The organism is Micrococcales bacterium, assembly GCA_009784895.1.
In the GTDB taxonomy this organism is placed as follows: Bacteria; Actinomycetota; Actinomycetes; order Actinomycetales; family WQXJ01; genus WQXJ01.
In genome coordinates this window covers 1-20,276 of record WQXJ01000006.1, presented here as the reverse complement: position 1 = coordinate 20,276, position 20,276 = coordinate 1, and the positions used below count along the sequence as shown (strand labels likewise).

Here is a 20,276-nt window from a genome sequence, read left to right as displayed (position 1 = left end):
GCTTACTCCCCCGCTTGGCTAACCAGGTATTCGGCCAGATGCCAAAGTCCGGCGCTTTGTGATCCCTTGACTAACACCACTGGCCAAGTCCCATCAGTTTGTCTCATCTGGGCGGCTAGGGCGGACGCTGCCTCTTCGCGTCCCGCAAAATACTCTAAGGCCTGGGGCGCCATACCTGCCTCAGCGGCACCGTCAAGGATGGCTTTGGCCGCTTCGCCAACCACCCAGAGCCGGTCCAAGGCGAGTTGGGCTGCCCGCCGGCCCAGCTCGCGGTGGTGATCGCCGGCCGCCGCGCCCAGTTCTCCCATCAGGCCCAATGCCGCCCAGACCGGCTGGTTGTGGCTGCGGCCCAATGAGACCGCCGTCTCGAGGGCAGCCTTCATCGAAGCCGGGTTGGCGTTGTAGGCGTCGTCGATAATCTGGCCGCCGTTGGCCACTCGGGTCACGGCCATGCGGTGCGGGCTGGCGGCCGTAACCCCATCTAGGGCTTGGCCAATGCCGTCTGGCGCCATCCCCAAAGCCCAGGCGGTGGCACTGGCGGCCAGCAAATTGTTGGCGTGATGGGCGCCAATCAGGGCCGAATTAACAGTCACTTGGTCTTGGCCTTTGCCCGCACCGTCGAAACTGATTTCCAGGCTGACCTGGCCTTTGTCATTGGTCCACAGCCGCTGTGCCCTGACCTGAGCCTTTGGGCCGCGGCCAAAACCAATAACTGGGCCGGTGGTCAGGGCCGCCATTTTGGCGGTCTGCGGCTCGTCTAAGTTGAGAACGGCCGTGCCGCCAGGTGCCAGGCCCTCAACCAGCTCGGCCTTAGCTTGGGCGATGGCTTCGACGCTGCCGAATTCGCCCAGATGGGCCACACCAACCCCCAACTCGACCGCCACATCCGGCGGGGCCAGACGGGCCAGGGCGGCGATTTCGCCAAGGTGATTGGCGCCCATTTCTGCTACCAGGTAGCGGCTGTTGGCTTGGATTCGCAAAACGGTTAGCGGCAAACCCCAATGGTTGTTTTGCGAACCCTTGGCCGCCACAGTCTGGCCCATCTGGGCCGTCAAGGTGGCGAGCAAGTCTTTGGTGGTGGTTTTGCCGGCCGAGCCGGTCACGGCCACAACGGTGATGTTAGGAGGGGCAGCTCGCCTGGTGGCCAGGGCCTGGCGGGCCAAAGCCCCCAGGGCGGCCGTGGTGTCTGCCACCAGCACGCAAGGAGCCTCGACCGGGCGTTGCACCAGGCAGAAAGCCGCCCCGGCGGCCATCGCCGCTGGAGCATAATCAGCCCCGTCGGCCCGTTCGCCCGGTAAGGCGACAAAGATAGTGCCCTCGGCGACCTGACGGGAATCAATACTGGCGGCCCAGGCTCTGGCTGAGGCTTCGAGCCCAAGCAACTGCCCTCCGGTCGCCGCCGCCACCTGGGCGGCCGTCATCGGGATCATGCCTCACCTCGGTTCAAAGCCAGGGCCTGCAAGGCCACGGCTTTGTCTGAATGCGGCAAGAACTCACCGGCCACTTCGATGGTTTGTTCGTGGCCTTTGCCCAGCAGTGCCACCAGGTCACCGGCTTGGGCCTGCTCAATGGCGTAGCAGATGGCCTCGGCCCGGCCCGGGATCTCTATCACCCGATCTTTGGCCTCGGCCCCGGCTGCCGCCCGCGCCCCGGCCAAAACCTGGGCTCGGATTACCGCCGGCTCTTCGGAGCGCGGGTTGTCATCGCTGATGACCACCAGATCGGCCGCTTCGGCCGCCGCCACCCCCATCAACTCGCGTTTGCCCAGGTCACGGCCACCTCCGGCGCCCAACACTGCGATCAAGCGGCCCGTCACATGTGGGCGCAAGGCGGCTAGGCACTGGGCAATGGCCTCAGGGGCGTGGGCGTAGTCGATGACAACACTTGGACCGTCAACCGGTCGCGGCACAACTTCCATTCGACCCGGCACTGGATCCATGGCGGCCAGGCCGGCCGCTGCTGCCGCCGGCTCAGCTCCGGTCTGGATGGCTAGGGCCAAGGCCATGGCGGCGTTGGCGACATCAAATTCGCCCGGCATGGGCACGCCGGCTTCCAGCTCGATACCGTCAGCCTGGAGATACAACCGAGAACCATCCGCCAAGACCTTGGCGGTGCCAAAACGCCAGGCCGGGCCGCCACCGGCGGTGTCGCCAAGGGCCCTTCTGGCTAGGGTTTGGACCGGGATGGTGGCCAACTGGGCCAGGCGCTGGCCCCACTCGGAGTCAACATCGATTATGGCTGCTTTGGCGTGCTTGGGCTCAAACAGGGCGGCCTTGGCCGCAAAATAGGACTCCATTGAGCCGTGAAAGTCAAGGTGGTCGCGGGAGAGGTTGGTGAAGGCGACCAGATCAAAGACCAGGCCGTCAACCCGATGGGCCGAAATGGCGTGGGATGACACCTCCATCACACAAGTCTCGATACCACGTTCAACCATGGTCGCCAAAGCGGCCTGTAAGGCCGGCGCTTCCATGGTGGTGCGCTCTTGCGGCAGTTCTTGGTGACCGATCCGCGCCCCGACGGTGCCAAGCACCGCCCCAAGGCCGCCCAGCGCCGCCGCCAGCATGTGGGTGACAGTGGTTTTGCCGTTGGTGCCCGTCACGCCAATTGTCTTTAGTGACCGGCCGGGATGGTCATAAAACCAGGCCGCCAGGTCACCGAGGCGAGGGCGCAAATCCTCCGCCACCACCAAAGGCACGCCGGCGTCAACTAGGTGCGCGCCGGCATCGTCCACCAATACCGCTGCCGCCCCCAAGCCAACCGCTTCGAAGGCGAATAGCCCGCCATGGGTGCGAGCTCCGGGCAGGGCCACAAACAGATCGCCTGGCTCAACTTCATCGCTGGCCAAGGTCAGGCCTGAAACCGTGGCCTGGCCCACCACCCGGGCAGACCCAAGCGCTTTGGCCACTGCATCCAGGCTGTGGCCAAACCCCCGCTGCGGACGCAGGCTCATCTGGGCCTCCTACCAGGTCAAAGGCAGGGTCGGTGCTGGTTCGATCGAAGGCGGCACGCCCAGGCGTTGCAGCGCCTGCTCGGCTATGGCCGCGAAAACCGGGGCCGCCACCTCGCCACCGTAATACTCGCCCTTGGGATCGACCACGAAAACGCCAACCGCAATGCGCGGCGCCTCGGCTGGCGCCACACCAATAAATGATGCCACGTACTTCATCGCACCGGTGTTGTCGCCGGTCAGCCACTCGGCCGTACCGGTCTTGCCGGCCACACGGTAGTCGGCGATCTGGGCTTTCTTGCCGGTGCCCTCATTGACGGCGGATTCGAGCATGTCTAATACCTGCCGGGCTGTCTCAGGCGAGACCACCACGCGGCTTGGGCCAACGTCAAACGGTTCGAACTCTTGGCCGGGACAGGTTTGGCCCTGGACCAAGTGGGGCGGTACGGCCACGCCGCCGTTGCCCAAAGTTGCGAAGACTTCGGTGGCTTGTACGGCGGTGGCGCTGACACCTTGGCCAAACAGAACGGTGTAGCGGGTGCGTCCGTCCCAGCTGTCGGTGCCTGGCTGCGGCACATAGCCGGCCACTTCAGTGCTCAGGCCTAGTCCGGTTCTTTCGCCAAAGCCAAACCGTTTTAGGTACTCGTAGCGGGTTTCGCTTGGCACACCCTGGGCCGCCATCAAAGTGCCGACGTTGGAGGACTTGGCCAGCACCCCGGCCAAGGTCAAATTGGTGAAGGCCGGTGGGCTGGAGTCGTGAAAGGTTTGCCCTTGAATGGTCCATTCATATGAGATCGAGTACTGCGAATCGGGGGTGGCGGTGCCGGTTTCCAACAGCATGGCCATGGTTACAACCTTGCCGGTCGATCCTGGTTCAAAGACGGTCTCGACCGCACGTGAGCCACGAGCGGCCGCGTCGGTTGCCCCTGGATTTGACGGGTCGACAGAACCGGACTCGGCCAAAACCAGAATCTCGCCTGTGGTCAGGTCCTCGACCACGGCCATCACGGAGATGGCCTGGTTGGCCTCCCGGCTGGCGTTGACGGCGGCCTCTGCCTTCCATTGCAGATCAGAGTCGATTGTGGTGGTGATCTCGCAGCCGTCGGAAGCCGGTTCGATTTGTTCGCTACCACCGGGGATGACCTGGCCGCCCGGACCTTCTTCGAGCCGTTTCGAACCGGGCTGGCCGGCCAGGGCCTGATCGGCGGTTTCTTCAAGACCGGTGAAGTGAAGTGAGTCGCCGGGCTGGTCTGTTTCTAAGGAAAAGGGATAACCAATAACGTTGCCGGCCAGCGCGTTGGCTGGGTATTGGCGCTGGAAGAACTTGACCCCATAAATGCCCTTGATGTCCAGTTGCCTGACCTGATCCCACTGCTCCTGGCTGGCGGCTTTGACTAGTTGGACGTACTGGCCCTTTTCGCCTAGCTGCTCTGCCAGATCATCTTGGTCCAATCCCAGTGGCCCGGCCAGGGCCGCCGCTGCCGCTTCAGCTCCGGTGCCACCGCCATCTTCTTCGCTGGCCTGGTAGTCAACTATCTCGCGCGGGTTGGCCTGGATCTCGTAACGGACCACGTCAACTGCCAATGGTGTACCGTCCGATGACACAATTGAGCCACGCTTGGCCGGATCGGTCGTCTCCCGCATGCGGGTTTCTAGGCCTTCTTGGGCAATCGCCTCGGCGTCAACTAGCTGGATTTGGACCAGTTTGGTGGCAAAGACCGCCAGCAGCAAAAGCACCACCACCCGGACGTAGTACTGCCGCCGGCCCGGGTCGCCTACCGATGTCCAAGCGCGAACAATGCGCCGGCCAAATCCGACCTTTGGCGGCCGGCCTTTGACATGCTCCGCGCGCGATGCCGGGCCCCGCCTCGCCCTTTCCCCGCGCGCCCTATTTCCGCGAGGTTGAGCTTTGGCATACTCCCCCCCGCGAGGTCGAGCCTTGGCATACTCCGCGTCCGATGCCGGGCTCCGCCTCATCTTTTCCCCGCGAGGTTGAGCTTTGGCATACTCCGCGTCCGATGCCGGGCCCCGCCTCACCTTTTCCCCGCGAGGTCGAGCTTTGGCATACTCCGCGTCCGATGCCGGGCCCCGCCTCACCTTTTCCCCGCGAGGTTGGGCCTTTGCATACTCCCCCCCGCGAGGTCGAGCTTTGGCAGGCTCGCCGCCCGGCCTGCTCGCGCCGGCATCGGCCCCACGCTTTTCCCCTCGCGCCCTATTTGCGCGAGGTTGAGCCTTGGCAGAACCGAAGCGGTTGTCCCGCCGGCGGGTCACTGGTCACCCACCTCTTCCACCGGCGCAGGCTGGGCCGGTGTAATGGTGCCGTCCTTGATGGTGATGTAACGGGTCGATGGTGGTGCCAACATGCCTAGCTCGGCGGCCTTGACGGCAAGCTGCTCTGGGGAGGCCAGGTCATCAAGTTGCTCGGCGATCCTGTTCTCTTTGGCCTCTAGGTTTTCCAGTTCCTGTTTCAGCTGGTGGATCTGGAAGGAACCCTGCGTTAGTGCAGTGTTTAGGGCCAAGACCGCGACCAAGGCGCCAACCAGCATTGTGACGCAGACGGCAAGATGGACCAAATAGCCGGTGCGACGTTTGGGGGCCACCACCACTTGGAGCACGGGTGAGGTGGTGGCTTGGCCGCGTGTGGTGGGCTTGCGCCGTACAGCGGTTTCCCGTGCCGCACTCATGCCGCCTCCCGGATCTTCTCAACCGACCGCAGCCGCAGCGGCGCTGAACGCGAGTTAGCTGCCAGTTCGGCAGCTGTAACCAGTTCTGCGCCCCTGGTCAGAGCCCGCAAATAGGGCTTGGCCAGATCTGGCACTATTGGCAGACCGGCTGGGGCCCGGTCAGTCAAGCCGGATTTGAGGATTCGCTTTACCGCTTGGTCCTCCAGCGATTGGTAGCTCATTACCACTAGGCGTCCGCCAACTCGCAGCAGATCAATAGCCGTTGGCAGGGCCTTTTCGATGGCCTCGAGCTCACCGTTGACCTCGACCCTTAGCGCCTGAAAGACCCTCTTGGCCGGGTGGCCACCCTGTCGACGGGCCGGTGCCGGAATGGCTGAGCGGATCAGATCAACCAGCTGGTCGGAATGTTCAATCGGCTTGTCCTGACGAGCATGGACAATCGCGGTCGCAATGGCACCGGCAAAGCGTTCCTGCCCGTAGTCCCGCAAGACTCGGATCAGCTCACCTCTCGAGTACGTGGCCAGCACCTGGGCCGCAGTTTGGCCTTCTGTTTGATCCATCCGCATATCAAGTCGAGTTGGGCGCGAGTAGGCGAAGCCGCGATGGTCATTGTCAAGCTGGAAAGAACTGACACCGAGGTCAAATAAGGCGGCGTCAATGGCGTCGACACCCTGTTCAGCGCAGACTTGATCGATGTGGTCAAAATTCGCCCGCACCACCCTGGCTCGCTGACCAAACTGCGCCAACCGGGCACTGGCCTGGTCGACTGCCTGCGGGTCTCGGTCTAACGCAATGATCCTGACTTCACCGAAATGCCTGGCCACAGCCTCGGCGTGGCCGCCCATCCCAACAGTTGCGTCGACATAGGTGGCACCTTCACGTTCAAGAGCGGGTCCTACTAGTTCGAGTAGTCGGTCCAGCGCCACGGGCATATGTGAGGCGCCAACCTGGCCCATGTCCGTTGCCCCTTCCCGTTGTGGCTCAAAGATTTGGTCGGGCGGCCCTCCTTCCACCCGACCAGATCCCCAACCCGCCGTTAGCACTGAGACTCGGGGAAGTGGCCTCAGGTCCCGGCGGGGCGGAGATCAAGCCGTGCGGCTAGGTCCGCTCCTATTGAGTTGTGCTGGTCAGCCTCGGCGGGATTTGGCCGAGGCAAACAGCTCGAAGAAGGTCGAAGAGTAGTTCTGCCAATTCTCCAGATCCCAAAGCTCCAGCCGACCTGGCATTCCAATGACCAACGCCTCCCGGTCTAGGCCGGCGAATTTGCGTAGGTCTTGGGGGATGGTAAGGCGACCCTGCTTGTCCAATTTCGGGTTTGTCAGCGTGAAGAAAAGCACCCGGTCAAAGTCCGTGGGTGTCATATCCTCCAGCGTCTGCTCGCGAATGTCATCGCAGAACTGGTCGAATTGGTCCTGGCCAAACAGGTAAAGACAGTGGTCCTGCCCGCCGGTCAGATAGGCGCCCTCGGCCAGCGGGGCACGAGCTTTGGCAGGCAGGAACAACCGGCCTTTTTCGTCAAGCTTGACCTGGAGCTTGCCCAAAAACGCCATCGGTTGCACCTCCCCTCGCCTGGCACCGACTGTGCCACTTTACTCCACAATCTCCCCCAAGCGCCACAGGCGGACAATTTGTGTTGGTGGGCCTGGCATGTTCTACCTGTTGAGACCGGCATATGCCGCAGAGCCAAGGCCCCGGCTTCGGCGTGTTAGGGCCCAGATTTGAGCCAGTTTCGACGCCAAGATGGCGGTTAAGATGCAGGTCAACAAGGTACCATTGGCCGCCTTGCGGCAATTCAACCGCTAATTGCGTGGAGCAAAGTGGACAGTCTTTGGCCTTGGCTCCTATGCGAAAACTCGACCTCGCGAGAAAATGCTGATCAGAGGCGTGTCGCCACAGCGCCCGATGTCGCACGGCTGGGTCTGGTTCCAGACCTTGCCATGCAGCCGGAAAGGTAGGTGCCCACCGTGTCCTACCTGGGGCTTTATGCGAATCCTCGACCTCGCGGGCAGGGTGCTACTGGCCGACCTCGACTTTGCCGGGTGGAGAGGACTCGCCAGCTGCGCTGGCCTTGGTGGAGTGGGGTGGGGCAGGGAGGATCACTCGCGGCCTTGGTGGTGAACCAGCAGTCCCACCTTGTGGAGTGAGGTGGGGCAGGGGGGGACTACTCGCGGCCGCGGTCCTCCCAGCGCTTTTCGAAACGCTCTGACAACTTCGAGCGACGGGGGCGCGACTTTCCGCTAGCCGTGCCGCTGGACTTGACGCCTTTGGCGACCTTTGGCCGCGACAAAGCCCAATAGGCGCCGGCAAACATAATGACAAATCCGGCCATCGAAACCCACAGCAGGCCGACGACCATGCCCACAACCAAAGTGGCCAGCCCGGCCAGTACACCAGCCAGTCCCAGGGCCACCCGACCACTGCGAGCGGACGAAGAGGCAGACATTTTCGATCCTAGACGCGGGTCTTGCGACGTCAACTGTTCCTCGAGCTGGTCAAGCACACGTTGTTCGTACTCGGAAAGGGGCATGTCAATCACCTCCATCTGGCCTCGCGGCACACGCTACCAATATCAAGCATACGTCGATGGCAGGTCCGGTGGCACATCCGGCCCAGATTCAACCAAGGTTGCCGGCCCAACAGCAGCCTCGCCAAAGCGGTCCTTGATCTGATCTTTGACCTGATCAGCACTTTTGGGCGGGCTGGCGGCGGCATCAAGGGTGTCTTGAACGCCGAGGTTATGCCTAGGGCTGAGGTTCTCCAAGCGGACGCCGATCAGGCGGATGGCTTGACCACGAGTGTCGATGGCATCTAGCAGGGTCTCGGCGGCAGCCTGAATGGTCTTGGTCGAGTCGGTCGGCTGGTCCAGTGTGTGGGCCCGGCTGACGGTGGAGAAATCGGTCCGTCGTAGCTTGACCGCGACGGTACGGCAGGCCATTTGGCGGCGCCTTAGGCGGCGGGTGGACCGCTCGACCAGGCCTATCAGGGCCCGGCGGACCTCCTCGCCGGCCGGCAGGTCGGTCTGGAAAGTGGTCTCAGCGCCAACTGATTTTTCGAGGTGAACGGGTTGTACCGGTGAGTCATCCTGGCCGCGGGCCATCGCCTGGATGTGGGCGGCAGCGGCCTGGCCCAATGCGCGAGCAACATGGAAATCAGGGGCATCGGCCAGGTCGCCCACGGTTCTCAGTCCCAGACGGGTCAGGCTTTGCCGGGTCTTGGCACCCACCCCCCAGAGCACGCCCAAGTCCAAAGGCCGCAGGAATTCCTCGGTGGCCTGTGGTTCTACCACCATCAAGCCGTCTGGCTTGGCCAAGGTCGAAGCGATCTTGGCGACTGATTTGGACCGGCCAACGCCGACCGAACAGGTCACGGACCACTGCTCAACCACGTGACGGCGGATGGCCTTGGCGATGAGCCCACCCGCCCCCAAACGTCGCATAGACCCTGTGACATCGAGAAACGCCTCGTCAATGGAGACCTGTTCGACCAGGGGTGTGATTGTCCGAAAGTAGTCCATCACGCCTCTCGAAACTGCCGAATACCGCCCACGGCTGGGGGATAGAAAGACAGCCTGGGGACATAGCCGCTTGGCCCGGCCCACCGGCATGGCTGAATGCACCCCAAACGCCCGGGCTTCATAGGTGGCAGCGACCACCACGGAACGGCCCTCACCGGCTACAACCACCGGCTTGCCGCGCAGTTCCGGCCGGTCGATCAGCTCGACCGAGGCGAAGAACGCGTCCATGTCGACGTGAAGTATGACCGGCGGACCCATGCATCGATTATCGACTGTGTCACCCCCACCCCACCAGGTTGAATTTCGCATAACGAGATTATGCGTGGGCTCAACCTCGCGGGTGATTGGGGCTGGTTGGAGCGGGCGTTAGGCCCGAGCCGGTCAGGAGCCGGGTTCCGGTTCAGGCTCAACTTGTGGAGTGGCGGCCGGTTGCTCAGCCAGGAACCTCTCGAGGTCTCGGATCAATTCGACCGAAGCCCCGCGAGGGTCGATTGGACCGATTTCGCTGGTCCGGGAATCCGCGCGAACGGGATCGCCGCCGCCGGCCGGGTGCCGCTTCGAGGCTTGCAGTCGGTCGAAACGCTGCTCAAGTTCCATCACCGTGCGAGTCAGGTCGCCGGCGCCAGCCATCTCTTCTTCCAGCTGCCGCCCAGAACGCAAAGCCATCTCTTCAAGGCGATCAGTTGCCAGCTTCAGGCCAGTAGCGGCCGAGGCCGCATTGACCAGGCTGACCGCTGCGCGGGCATAGGGCACTGCTGCCAGGTAGGTTGGCACGTCAGCCGCCAACGTGGTGGCCTCACGGTTGGCTTGGCGCAGTCGGTACTCGATCATGGCCATGGCAGAACCGGGCGCATGCAGCCTGGCCTTGACGCCTTGGCCAGCTGAGTCGACATCATCGATTTCACCTGGCCGGCGGACTAGAGCCGGCCGGGTGTGTGGCACCAGCTTGGGCAGGCCCTGCAGGCCAAGGGCCATGCGGATGTTGAGTTGTTCCACGATGTCAACCACGCTTTGAGCGAACGCCTCCCATTTGAAGTCGGGTTCGGGCCCGTAGAGCAGAAGATACGGGGTTCCTTCGACATCACGGAGTTGATCGATGATCAGCTCAGGGCGGCCATAGTCTGACCAACCGCCCTCGCCCCAAATCATTGGGGGCCGCCGGGAGCGGTAGTCGACCAGATCGTCTGTGTCGAAGGTTGCGATCCGCTTAGTCTCGCAGTTCAGGACGAGATCGCTGATCATAAGGCCCGCCGCCAGGCCAGAGTCAATGTGGCCGTCGAGGGCATACAGCAAGACAGGTGGCGTGGGCAGGGCATCCAGTTCAGCTACAGCGGCTGGCTGCAACGTGTACAGAGGCTTGGTCATGTCACCGTCCTTTCGGGAGAAAAACGCTCTCTATCCAAGGCAACAGCCAGCAAAGCCGGTTCATTCCCAGGGCAGTCCACTAGAATTGATGGTCGCTTTGGCCAACGCAAGAAAGGCGGAGGGGTGAGCCAGGACCCGGAAATCGCCGCCGAACAGGCCCTAACTACCAAGCTCTACCAGCGCCTTGACCAGTTGCGTCGCCAAACCCGAAAGGCCCTAGATCAAGTCCAAAAGGCCAGGGCCGGCGGCTCACCCCAGAATCGCTCAGAGCGTGACGCCTTTGCCATGCTGCACCAGAACCGCCTGTCCCAACTTGAGGCGGTCGAAGAACGGCTCTATTTCGGTTCGATCCTGACCGATCAGGACGAAAAGCGGCTGATTGGGCGGATCGGCCTGACTAACGCCGACCACGCCGCCCTGCTGACCGATTGGCGAGCACCGGCCGCCGAGCCGTTCTACCAGGCCACTCAGGCCCACCGGCTTGGCATCAAGCGGCGGCGCCACATCACCACTTCTGGCCGCGCTGTCACCGCCGTGGAAGACGAGTTGCTCGACCTCGCCGCTGCCAGCCAGTCCGAACTGTCTCAGGCCGATGCGCTGAGCGGCGAAGGCGCGTTGATGGCGGCCCTGGCCGCCGGCAGAACCGGCAAAATGGGCGACATTGTCGCCACGATCCAGGCCGAACAAGACCGGATTATCCGCTCCAGTCCGCAAGGTGCGCTGGTGGTTCAAGGTGGCCCGGGTACCGGCAAGACCGCTGTCGCCCTGCACCGGGCGGCCTACTTGCTTTACACCAACCGGGAGCGCCTGGCCGCCTCTGGGGTTTTGATCGTTGGACCCTCGCGACTGTTCTTGCGCTATATCGACCGGGTCCTGCCGTCGCTGGGCGAAACTGGCGTAGTCGCCACCACTATGGCCGACCTGCTGCCCGGTATCACCGCCTCCGCCCCTGAAGACCCGGTTCAAACCCAGATCAAGGGCCTGGCGGTAATGGCGAAGGTGATCAGGCGGGCTGTCAGGGAGCGTCAACGCCTGCCGCGGCGCGATGTCGCCATCAGGGTTTTGGGACGCAAGCTGGTGGTTCGCCGCGACGAACTTGATGCCGCCCAGGCCGCCGCCCGCAAAACCAACCAGCCCCACAACAAAGCTCGGGTCGCTTTCGTCAGTAACATGCTGGGGCGTCTGGCAACACAGTTAGAGCAAAAGTTGGGCTCGAATCTAACTGACGCCAGCCGGGCCGAGATAGTCGAGGATCTGCGCACATCACCTGAGGTCCGCACAATCCTCAACCTTTGCTGGATGCCGATTGGCCCGCAGCGCCTGGTCTCGGATCTGCTTTCAAAGTCCTACCTGCTTCAGGCCTGCGCCAAAGAGCTGAGCGCATCCCAGCGCCGGGCCATCACCCGGCCTGCCGGCCAACCCTGGTCAGCTTCAGACGTGCCGTTGCTTGACGAGGCGGCGGAGCTTTTGGGCCAAGATGACTCCGCCGCTTTGGCCGAACGCCGCCTGGACGCAGCCCGCTGGGCTCAGAATCTTCAATACGCCGAAGAGGTTCTAGCCATGCACGGCATCAATCGAGTCAGGGGCGTAACCTTGGCCGACCGCTTCACCCCAACCGAGGTTCATATGACCTTGGCAGAAAAGGCTTCAAGCGACCGGCAGTGGACCTACGGGCACATCGTCATCGATGAGGCCCAAGAGCTAACTCCGATGGACTGGCGTTGCTTGTTGCGCCGCTGCCCATCACGCTCGCTGACAATTGTCGGAGACCCCGGTCAGGCCCGTTTTGTCGGCACACACTGGGAATCAGTCCTTGACCAGGCACTTGGTAGGGGCCGATGGCGTATGGCGCCATTGACTGTTAACTACAGAACGCCGGGGGCTGTGGTTAGAACCGCCCAAAGGATGGCGCGGCGGGCGGGGCTGCCGGTGAGTGAGGACACCGCCGCCCGCGAGCTAGACGACGCCCTGGTCAGGATTCAGGCCCGCGACTGGGCGGCCAAGGCCATCGAACTGGCCGGGGACCTGGCCCCGACCGGCACCGCCGGTCGCCTAGCCATTGTTGGCACGCCGGCTGATATCGCCAAGGTCAGGGCCGGCATCGGGCACGGCCAGCTGGCGCCAAGAGTGGCGCCGCCCGGCCAAAACCCGTTGGACTACCCGGTGGCGCTGTTGACCGCCGCCCAGACCAAAGGCCTCGAATTCGATACCGTCATTATCACCAGGCCAGATCAGATTCTGCGCACCTACCGGGGCAAATACGCCGAACTGGCCGGCGCGGCCGATCTTTACGTGGCCATGACGCGGCCCACCACCAAACTGTGCTTGGTGGTGGGCCAAGCCTGAGCGCCGCCTTGCGCTGCGGGCCGGTCAGCGCCAACATATAACCCGTGCCAAAAGCCCTTCTGCTCGAGAACATCAGCCCCGTAGGCGTTGAACTACTACAACGCGCCGGACTCGAAGTCACCGCGTTGCCCGGTGCCCTAGATGAAGGCGAACTGATAGCGGCCCTTAGCGGGGTCGACCTGTTGGGCATCCGGTCGAAGACGTCCGTCACCAAAAAAGTGCTGGCAGCCTGCCCGCAGCTGCTGGCCATTGGCGCCTATTGCATTGGCACCAACCAGATCGCGCTGCAGGCTGCCTCAGAGCGAGGCGTGGCGGTTTTCAACGCACCGTATTCCAATACTCGCTCGGTGGTGGAACTTGCGGTGGCGGAGATCATTGCCCTGACCCGCCGCATGACCGAGCGTGACCGTTCGTTGCACAATGGCGTTTGGCGTAAGTCTGCCACCGGCTCGCATGAGGTGCGCGGCCGGACGCTTGGCATAGTCGGCTACGGCTCGATTGGCTCCCAGCTTTCAGTCCTGGCCGAGTCTCTTGGTATGGCCGTTGTCTTTTTCGACATCGACGAGAAGCTGTCGCTGGGCAACGCCCTGCGACTCGATTCGCTTGAAGAACTGCTTGAAGTGGCCAATGTTGTCTCGGTTCACGTTGACGGCCGGCCGGCCAACACCAATTTGTTCGGCGCTTCCCAATTTGCGGCCATGCGTGAGGGTTCGGTCTTTATCAACCTGGCCCGCGGGCACGTGGTCAACCTGCGAGCCCTGCGCGACGCGATAGACGAAGGGCATCTGGCCGGGGCTGCGATCGATGTTTTCCCCGAAGAGCCAAAGGCCGCCGGCGACCCGTTTGCCAGTGAGCTTCGTGGCCTGCCCAATGTCATCTTGACGCCGCACGTTGGCGGTTCGACCGTCGAGGCTCAGATCTCAATTGGCCGTTTTGTCAGTGGCAAGTTGCGTGATTTTCTGACCCACGGTTCGACCGGCATGAGCGTCAACCTGCCGAATCTGACCCTGGACCGTTCCGGCGAAGGGGTCAGCCGGCTGGCGCACACCCACCAAAACATCCCCGGCGTGCTGGCCTCGATCAACCAGGCCATGGCCGAGTATCGGGTCAACATAGTTGGCCAAGTACTTGGTACGCGGGGCGAGGTGGGTTACGTGCTGACCGATGTCGGTTCGGCTCTCGAGCCGGCCGTGCTAGAGACTCTGGCCCAGCGGCCGGAAACGATCCGGCTGCGCGTGCTGAGCTAGGAACAACCGGAGGTGGCGCCGCAGCCTTCGCAGACGTGACAGGAACCGGCCGGCCTCATCTTGGTGCCGCAGGTCATGCAGATGGGCGCGTCATTGGCTCGTCCCTGCATGGCTTCAAATAGCTCGGCAGTCGAATGAACCTGCTCTATGGCTTTTCGCCCGGTTTGGGCGGCCGGAGGCGTTTCGATGGTGACGTCCTGGCTAACCGAACCTTGGTCGATTAGGTCGTCATAGCTGCCGGTTTCCAACTGCCGCTCACGTTCAGTCGCCGTGTAGATGCCCATGGCGGCGCGAGTTTCAAAGGGCAAGTGGTCGAGGGCCAAACGGCGGAAAATGTAGTCCATAACCGATTGGGCCATGCGTACATCTGGGTCGTCGGTCAAACCAGCCGGTTCGAAGCGCTGGTTAGTGAACTTCTGGACAAAAGTGTCTAGTGGCACGCCGTATTGCAGGCCAATTGAAACCGCGATCGAAAACGCGTCCATGACGCCGGCCAGGGTTGAGCCCTGCTTGCCCAGCTTCAAGAAGACTTCGCCCAGGTCCGCATGTTCCTGGTCAAAGCAACCGGCCGTGATATAGCCCTGGGCGCCGCCAACTGAAAACGAGGTGGTGATCGAATAGCGCCGCTTGGGCAGGCGCCGGCGAGCTGGTGCCGGGACCGGCGGCTCGGCCGCTTTACCCGCGACGGCCTTGGCGTCAGACAAAGGCTGGGAGACCTTGCAGTTGTCGCGGTAGATGGCCAACGCTTTTAGACCCATGCGCCAGCCTTCAAAGTAGACATCCTCAATGTCCTCGACGGTGGCGGTCTCCGGCATGTTTACCGTCTTAGAGATAGCGCCGGACAAGAACGGCTGGGCCGCCGCCATCATGCGCAAATGGCCCATTGGTTGGATTGCTCTTTTGCCAACCGCACAATCAAAGACGTCGTAGTGTTCCGACCTAAGACCAGGGGCGTCGACTACGTGACCGTGTTCAACGATGTGTTCAACGATGGCCTCGATCACCTCTTGGTCGTAGCCCAGGCGGGCCAGGGCCATGGGCACCGTCTGGTTGACGATCTGCATGGAGGCGCCGCCCACCATCTTCTTGTATTTGACCAGTGAGAAGTCCGGTTCAACACCGGTGGTGTCACAGTCCATCATGAAACCGATGGTGCCAGTGGGCGCCAAGACGGAGGCTTGGGCATTGCGCCAGCCGTGGTGTTTGCCCAGTTCGAGGACGTCCTCCCAGGCGTGGGAAGCGGCCCGGTGAACGTCACCGTCAAGCGCCGATTTGGTGATGAGCTGGTCGTTGGCGGCGTGGTGTTTGCGCATCACCTTCTGGTGGGCCTCGGCATTGCGGGCGTAGCCCTCATACGGCCCAACCGCGGTAGCCAATTGGGCCGAGCGACGGTAGGCCGTTGCCGTCATCAGCGAGGTGACGGCGCCGGCCAGCGAGCGCCCGGCGTCTGAGTCGTAGGCCAGGCCGCAGGCCATCAGCAAAGCACCAAGGTTGGCATAGCCAATGCCAAGTTGCCTGAACGCCCTGGTGGTTTTGGCGATTGATTCGGTTGGGAAATCTGCGAAGCCAATCGAAATGTCCATTGCCGTTATGACCAATTCGACCGCGCGCTCAAAACGGACATGGTCGAAGGTGCCGTCCTGCTTGAGGAACGACAGCAGGTTGAGCGAGGCCAAGTTGCAGCTGGAGTTGTCCAGGTGCATGTATTCAGAACAAGGGTTGGAGGCCGTGATGCGTCCGGTCTCCGGTGAGGTGTGCCAGGCGTTGATGGTGTCGTCATATTGGATGCCTGGATCGGCACATTCCCATGCCGCTTGGGCCACGGTTCTAAATAGGGACCGGGCGTCGAGCTCTTCGATCACCTCGCCGCTGAGGCGAGCCCGCAATCCAAAACCGGCGCCCTCATCAACTGCCTTCATGAAGGCGTCAGAAACCCTGACCGAGTTGTTGGCGTTTTGATACTGGACCGAGCTGATGTCACGCCCGTCTAGATCCATATCGAAACCGGCGTCTCGCAGGGCCCGGATCTTGTGCTCCTCGCGGGCTTTGGTGTCGATGAATTCTTCGATGTCCGGGTGGTCAATGTCCAGCACCACCATTTTGGCCGCCCGCCTAGTGGCGCCGCCGGATTTGATGGTCCCAGCCGAGGCGTCCGCCCCGCGCATGAAACTGACCGGACCGGAGGCAGTACCACCGGAAGACCGCAACAATTCTTTGGCCGAGCGAATGCGCGAAAGGTTAACCCCGGAGCCGGAGCCGCCTTTGAAGATCATGCCCTCTTCGCTGTACCAGTTCAGGATCGATTCCATTGAATCGTCAACCGACAAGATGAAGCAGGCAGAGACCTGTTGAGACGAATTGGTGCCAACGTTGAACCAGACAGGCGAATTGAAAGAAAAATGTTGGTGGATTAGCAGCCAGGTCAGCTCTTCTGCAAAGACCATTGAATCTGCCTCGGTGGCGAAGTAGCCGGCCTCCAGGCCAGCCCGGCGGTAGGCGCCAACCACCCTGTCAACTAGTTGGCGCAGCGAGCTTTCCCTCTCCGCGGTACCCAAAGCGCCGCGAAAATACTTTGTGGCAACGATGGTCGAGGCATTGACGGACCAGAAGTCGGGGAACTCTACGCCGTGCTGGGCGAAGACAGTTTCACCGGTTTTCCAGTTTGTCTGGACCACATCCCGGGCCTCCCAGGTGACCTCGTCATAGGGATGGACACCCTCGGTCGTGAAGACCCGGGAAATGGTCAGGCCGGTGGTCTTCTTGGTTTGCTCGGTCATCGGTCGAAGGTCTCCTGGCGGTTGAGGGTTGATGGATGATTCTCCTGGGCTCGCAGGGCCAGGATCTCTTTGTCGAAATCGTCGATCGAGTCAAACGACCGGTATACCGAGGCGAAGCGCAGGTAGGCGACCTCATCCAAGGCCCGCAGCGGGCCAAGGATCTCCAGGCCCACGTCCTGTGAGTCCACGGCCGCCTGCCCGGTAGAGCGAATCTTGGCTTCCACTTGGTGGGACAGCACGGCTACGTCGTCATCCGAAACCGGCCTACCCTGGCAGGCCCGGCGCACACCGGCAGCCACCTTGTCGCGCGAGAACGGCTCCGAAGCGCCCGAGCGCTTTATCACCGCCAGCGCCACCGACTCAACCGTGGTGAAGCGAGCCTGACACTTTTGGCATTCGCGCCGCCGCCGCGTGCTGGTGCCGTCCTCACTAGTGCGTGAGTCGACTACACGGGAGTCTTCGTGTCGGCAAAACGGGCAATGCACGAATGGCAGTCTAACCACATGTGGGTGCAATTGGGAGAAGCCACCACTATATCTTGTGGGCGTGTCGGGTTTTCGTTTGAACGCGGCCAAGGCAGCGCAGGCTTCTACTGCCCCAGGCGCGGCAGCCAGAGCCGATCCCCTGCCATCAAGCCCGGACCGGCAAGCTGGTTGAGCCGCTGAATTAGCTGGATCGTTTGCCGCACATCTTGGCCCGGCGCCGTCCGTTCCGCCGCCAGCGACCAAAGCGTGTCGCCTTGGTGGACAACCACCGATTCAGACGGTACGTAGACCTGGCCGCCAGTCCGCATAGTCCCAGCGGCGTAGGACCCGGCCAAAACCAACCCCAGCAGCGCCGCAACCACCGCCCGCCCGCGCCGGGTCAGCCGGTCCGGAGCTCGCCGCTGGCGCGGCCTGGCTGGACCCCGGCTAGAGCCCGGCCGCCAGGACGGTGCTACCTGTGCCCCCAGTGCCAAAGAACTCATGATCATCTCCCTTGATTCTTAGTACAAATGTTTGCAATTGCCTGTCACTTTGACTATGCTTACTAGTCAACACCCGACCACGGACATGGCTAGGACCAGGAGAAACACTGCCAATGAGCGAGGAAGTCAGCCGACCAAAGAGAAGTCCCAGGGGCCGGCCACCAGAAGTTCTGACCGAACGCCAGCAGGCCATCATGGATTGCATCGCGGAGTCAATTAAGCGACGCGGCTATGCCCCGTCGATGCGGGAAATCGCCGACTCAGTCAACCTAGTCAGTGCCTCAAGCGTGAAACACCACCTGCTCACCCTGGAACGAATGGGCTGTTTGCGCCGCGATCCCCTCCTGCCTAGGGCCATCGAGCTGGTCGACACCAACGCCGACGTGCCACCTAACCTGCGCCATCTCGAAGAGGAGAATCAAGCCAAGCCCCGCTTTGTCCCGTTAGTCGGGCGGATCGCCACCGGCACCCCCATTCTGGCCGAACACCTGGTCGAAGGCCTTTACCCGCTGCCGCGCGAGATTGTTGGCGACGGCGAGATCTTTATGCTCAAGGTGCGCGGCGATTCGATGATTGAGGCCGGCATCAATGACGGTGACTATGTCGTGGTACGCCACCAGGTCACAGCAGAAAACGGCCAGATCGTGGCCGCCTTGGTCGAGGACGAGGCCACCGTCAAGGTGTGGCAATCCGCCAGCGGCAAGGTTCAGCTCCTGCCGCGAAACCCGGCCTACGAGCCCATTCCTGGCCGCCACGCCCAGATCCTGGGCCGGGTGGTGGCCTTGATCCGCAGCCTCTGACCGCTGCCAAGCCGCCGGTCAGGAAGAGGCGGCCCGCTCCAGTTCGGCTGCCAAGGCCGGGCCGACTCGCGCCGTCAAATGCGTGCCATCGGCCTGATGGTCCTGGCTTATGACTTCGCCTTCCTCATGCGCTCGGCTGACCAAATCGCCACGGAGGTAGGGCACCACCGTTTCGACCAGGATTTGCGGTCTGGGTAGAGACTCATCCAGCATCTGGCGCAGTTGGTCGAGACCATCACCGCTGTTGGCGCTGATCGCCACGGCGCCTCGGTGGGAGGCCAAAAGTCCGGCCACCACTTCGCTTGGAGCCAGGTCCGCCTTGTTTAGTGCCAGGATTTCGACCGCTTGGACCGCACCAGCCAAACCCTCACCCAAACCGTTGCCGGAGCTTCCCCCTGGACCCTGCCCCACGGCATCGGCCGCCTTGAGATCACGCAAAACCGTCCTGACCGCCGTGATCTGCCCTTCCGGGTCGGGATGGGCGGCGTCAACCACATGCAACCAGACATCGGCCTCGACCGCTTCTTCTAGGGTAGAGCGGAAGGCTTCGACCAGCTCATGCGGCAGATTTCGGACAAAGCCGACTGTATCGGCCAGGGTGTAGACGCGGCCGTCGGCGGTGTGGGTTTGGCGAACCGTCGGGTCGAGTGTGGCGAAAAGGGTGTTGTCGACCATCACCCCGGCCCCAGTCAGAGCGTTGAGCAGCGAGGATTTGCCGGCGTTGGTGTAGCCGACTATGGCCACAGCCGGCACATTGGCCCGGCGCCGCTTGGCTCGGCGGGTCCGGCGGGCTGGCGCCGTTTGGGCCAGGTCACGGCGCAGCTTGGCCATGCGGGTGCGAATGCGGCGACGGTCAAGTTCGATCTTGGTCTCGCCTGGGCCCCTGCTGCCGATGCCGGCTCCCGCAGCCACGCGGCCGCCAGCCTGCCTTGACATCGACTCGCCCCAGCCGCGCAATCGCGGCAAGAGGTATTCGAGCTGCGCCAATTCGACCTGCATTTTGCCCTCTTTGGACTTGGCGTGAGCAGCGAAAATGTCCAGAATCACGGCTGTGCGGTCAACCACTTTGACCTTGAGGACATCTTCGAGGGCACGGCGCTGGGATGGGGCAAGCTCGGCATCGGCCACCACCGTGTCCGCGCCCAGCTCCGCCACCAGGGCGGCAACCTCTTGGGCCTTGCCAGATCCTAAGAAAGTGGCCGGATCCGGTGCCTGGCGGCGCTGCAGGATACCGTCGAGGATCTGCGAGCCGGCGGTCTCGGCCAAGGCGGCCAGCTCGCGCAGCGAAACCTCAGCTTCTAGCTGGGTTACCCCGCCCCCGAACAGGCCAATTAGGACCACGCGCTCAAGGCGAAGCTGACGGTATTCGACCTCTGAGACGTCCACTAGTTCGGTCGAAAGCCCGCCAACTCGCCTTAGGGCCGACCTTTCCTCAAGCTCCAACTGATCCCAGCGGCTGTCTTGGTTCGGGGTTTCGGGCTGAATGGCAGTCCCGGCGCGGGACAAGATCCGCTCAATCGGATCGTCAGATGTCATTTTCTCCCCTGGTACGGTTGCCTGCGTGTTGACCCCGGACTCACCACACTACTTCGCCTCCGGCGCCGATGGCGAGCTTGACGCCAGTTCGGT

The 20,276-nt window shown here is 62.7% G+C and carries 16 protein-coding genes; 3 read left to right on the top strand and 13 right to left on the bottom strand.

Annotated features, from left to right (window positions below; genetic code table 11):
- Positions 1-2: 2 nt before the first annotated feature.
- From FWD29_02010 to FWD29_01970, 9 genes are all read right to left on the bottom strand, one after another.
- Positions 3-1,430, bottom strand: a complete 1,428-nt coding sequence (locus FWD29_02010; GenBank protein ID MCL2802719.1) for a UDP-N-acetylmuramoyl-tripeptide--D-alanyl-D-alanine ligase — start codon at positions 1,428-1,430, stop codon at positions 3-5.
- Positions 1,427-2,950 carry a UDP-N-acetylmuramoyl-L-alanyl-D-glutamate--2,6-diaminopimelate ligase gene (locus tag FWD29_02005; GenBank protein MCL2802718.1) on the bottom strand — a complete coding sequence of 508 codons (1,524 nt, stop codon included), beginning with the start codon at positions 2,948-2,950 and terminating at the stop codon, positions 1,427-1,429. The genes FWD29_02010 and FWD29_02005 overlap by 4 nt, the downstream gene beginning before the upstream one ends.
- A gap of 9 nt (positions 2,951-2,959) precedes the next feature.
- Positions 2,960-5,218: a penicillin-binding transpeptidase domain-containing protein gene (locus FWD29_02000; protein ID MCL2802717.1), complete on the bottom strand. Its 2,259-nt coding sequence runs from the start codon at positions 5,216-5,218 to the stop codon at positions 2,960-2,962.
- Positions 5,215-5,631, bottom strand: coding sequence for a hypothetical protein (locus FWD29_01995; protein MCL2802716.1), 417 nt, complete (start codon positions 5,629-5,631; stop codon positions 5,215-5,217). The genes FWD29_02000 and FWD29_01995 overlap by 4 nt, the downstream gene beginning before the upstream one ends.
- A complete protein-coding gene (gene rsmH / locus FWD29_01990; protein ID MCL2802715.1) occupies positions 5,628-6,587 on the bottom strand; it encodes a 16S rRNA (cytosine(1402)-N(4))-methyltransferase RsmH in 960 nt (319 codons plus the stop codon). Before rsmH ends, FWD29_01995 begins: the two co-directional genes overlap by 4 nt.
- 171 nt (positions 6,588-6,758) lie before the next feature.
- Positions 6,759-7,181: a cell division/cell wall cluster transcriptional repressor MraZ gene (locus tag FWD29_01985; GenBank protein MCL2802714.1), complete on the bottom strand. Its 423-nt coding sequence runs from the start codon at positions 7,179-7,181 to the stop codon at positions 6,759-6,761.
- Positions 7,182-7,792: 611 nt separating this feature from the next.
- The gene (locus FWD29_01980) at positions 7,793-8,158 is read right to left on the bottom strand and encodes a DUF3040 domain-containing protein (protein ID MCL2802713.1); all 366 of its coding nucleotides are present in this window, start codon (positions 8,156-8,158) and stop codon (positions 7,793-7,795) included.
- 42 nt (positions 8,159-8,200) lie between these two features.
- The gene (gene dinB, locus FWD29_01975) at positions 8,201-9,454 is read right to left on the bottom strand and encodes a DNA polymerase IV (GenBank protein MCL2802712.1); all 1,254 of its coding nucleotides are present in this window, start codon (positions 9,452-9,454) and stop codon (positions 8,201-8,203) included.
- Positions 9,455-9,526: 72 nt separating this feature from the next.
- Positions 9,527-10,510 (bottom strand): PAC2 family protein, encoded by a 984-nt coding sequence (locus FWD29_01970; protein ID MCL2802711.1) that lies wholly within the window; start codon positions 10,508-10,510, stop codon positions 9,527-9,529.
- Between the two features lie 123 nt (positions 10,511-10,633).
- Between FWD29_01970 and FWD29_01965 the strand changes: the two genes are divergently transcribed.
- Complete coding sequence (locus FWD29_01965; protein MCL2802710.1) at positions 10,634-12,856, top strand: AAA family ATPase; 2,223 nt, start codon at positions 10,634-10,636, stop codon at positions 12,854-12,856.
- 44 nt (positions 12,857-12,900) lie between these two features.
- The gene (gene serA, locus FWD29_01960; GenBank protein ID MCL2802709.1) at positions 12,901-14,103 is read left to right on the top strand and encodes a phosphoglycerate dehydrogenase; all 1,203 of its coding nucleotides are present in this window, start codon (positions 12,901-12,903) and stop codon (positions 14,101-14,103) included.
- Here serA and FWD29_01955 read toward each other — a convergent pair.
- The 3 genes from FWD29_01955 to FWD29_01945 all read right to left on the bottom strand — a co-directional run bounded on the left by FWD29_01955 (position 14,100) and on the right by FWD29_01945 (position 17,847).
- Positions 14,100-16,880 (bottom strand): vitamin B12-dependent ribonucleotide reductase, encoded by a 2,781-nt coding sequence (locus tag FWD29_01955; GenBank protein ID MCL2802708.1) that lies wholly within the window; start codon positions 16,878-16,880, stop codon positions 14,100-14,102. The genes serA and FWD29_01955 overlap by 4 nt on opposite strands.
- On the bottom strand, positions 16,877-17,365 hold the full coding sequence (nrdR, locus tag FWD29_01950) for a transcriptional regulator NrdR (protein ID MCL2802707.1): 489 nt from the start codon (positions 17,363-17,365) through the stop codon (positions 16,877-16,879). The genes FWD29_01955 and nrdR overlap by 4 nt, the downstream gene beginning before the upstream one ends.
- 104 nt (positions 17,366-17,469) lie before the next feature.
- Entirely contained in the window at positions 17,470-17,847 is a 378-nt protein-coding gene (locus FWD29_01945) for a LysM peptidoglycan-binding domain-containing protein (protein ID MCL2802706.1), read from the bottom strand.
- Positions 17,848-17,960: 113 nt separating this feature from the next.
- On the opposite strand from FWD29_01945, the gene lexA reads away from it, so the two are divergent.
- Positions 17,961-18,647, top strand: coding sequence for a transcriptional repressor LexA (gene lexA, locus FWD29_01940; protein MCL2802705.1), 687 nt, complete (start codon positions 17,961-17,963; stop codon positions 18,645-18,647).
- An 18-nt stretch (positions 18,648-18,665) separates the two neighbouring features.
- On the opposite strand, the gene hflX is transcribed toward lexA, so the two are convergent.
- Complete coding sequence (hflX, locus tag FWD29_01935) at positions 18,666-20,183, bottom strand: GTPase HflX (GenBank protein ID MCL2802704.1); 1,518 nt, start codon at positions 20,181-20,183, stop codon at positions 18,666-18,668.
- Positions 20,184-20,276 lie beyond the last annotated feature (93 nt).

Excerpts from the sequence above, each read along its gene's own strand:
- FWD29_02010 (MCL2802719.1), bottom strand. The coding sequence starts at position 1,430 with ATGATCCCGATGACGGCCGCCCAGGTGGCGGCGGCGACCGGAGGGCAG.
- FWD29_02005 (MCL2802718.1), bottom strand. The coding sequence starts at position 2,950 with ATGAGCCTGCGTCCGCAGCGGGGGTTTGGCCACAGCCTGGATGCAGTG.
- FWD29_01945 (MCL2802706.1), bottom strand. The coding sequence starts at position 17,847 with ATGAGTTCTTTGGCACTGGGGGCACAGGTAGCACCGTCCTGGCGGCCG.
- FWD29_01970 (MCL2802711.1), bottom strand. The coding sequence starts at position 10,510 with ATGACCAAGCCTCTGTACACGTTGCAGCCAGCCGCTGTAGCTGAACTG.
- FWD29_01995 (MCL2802716.1), bottom strand. The coding sequence starts at position 5,631 with ATGAGTGCGGCACGGGAAACCGCTGTACGGCGCAAGCCCACCACACGC.
- FWD29_01955 (MCL2802708.1), bottom strand. The coding sequence starts at position 16,880 with ATGACCGAGCAAACCAAGAAGACCACCGGCCTGACCATTTCCCGGGTC.
- dinB (MCL2802712.1), bottom strand. The coding sequence starts at position 9,454 with ATGCGAAATTCAACCTGGTGGGGTGGGGGTGACACAGTCGATAATCGA.
- lexA (MCL2802705.1), top strand. The coding sequence starts at position 17,961 with ATGAGCGAGGAAGTCAGCCGACCAAAGAGAAGTCCCAGGGGCCGGCCA.
- FWD29_01985 (MCL2802714.1), bottom strand. The coding sequence starts at position 7,181 with ATGGCGTTTTTGGGCAAGCTCCAGGTCAAGCTTGACGAAAAAGGCCGG.
- rsmH (MCL2802715.1), bottom strand. The coding sequence starts at position 6,587 with ATGGGCCAGGTTGGCGCCTCACATATGCCCGTGGCGCTGGACCGACTA.
- FWD29_01980 (MCL2802713.1), bottom strand. The coding sequence starts at position 8,158 with ATGCCCCTTTCCGAGTACGAACAACGTGTGCTTGACCAGCTCGAGGAA.
- hflX (MCL2802704.1), bottom strand. The coding sequence starts at position 20,183 with ATGACATCTGACGATCCGATTGAGCGGATCTTGTCCCGCGCCGGGACT.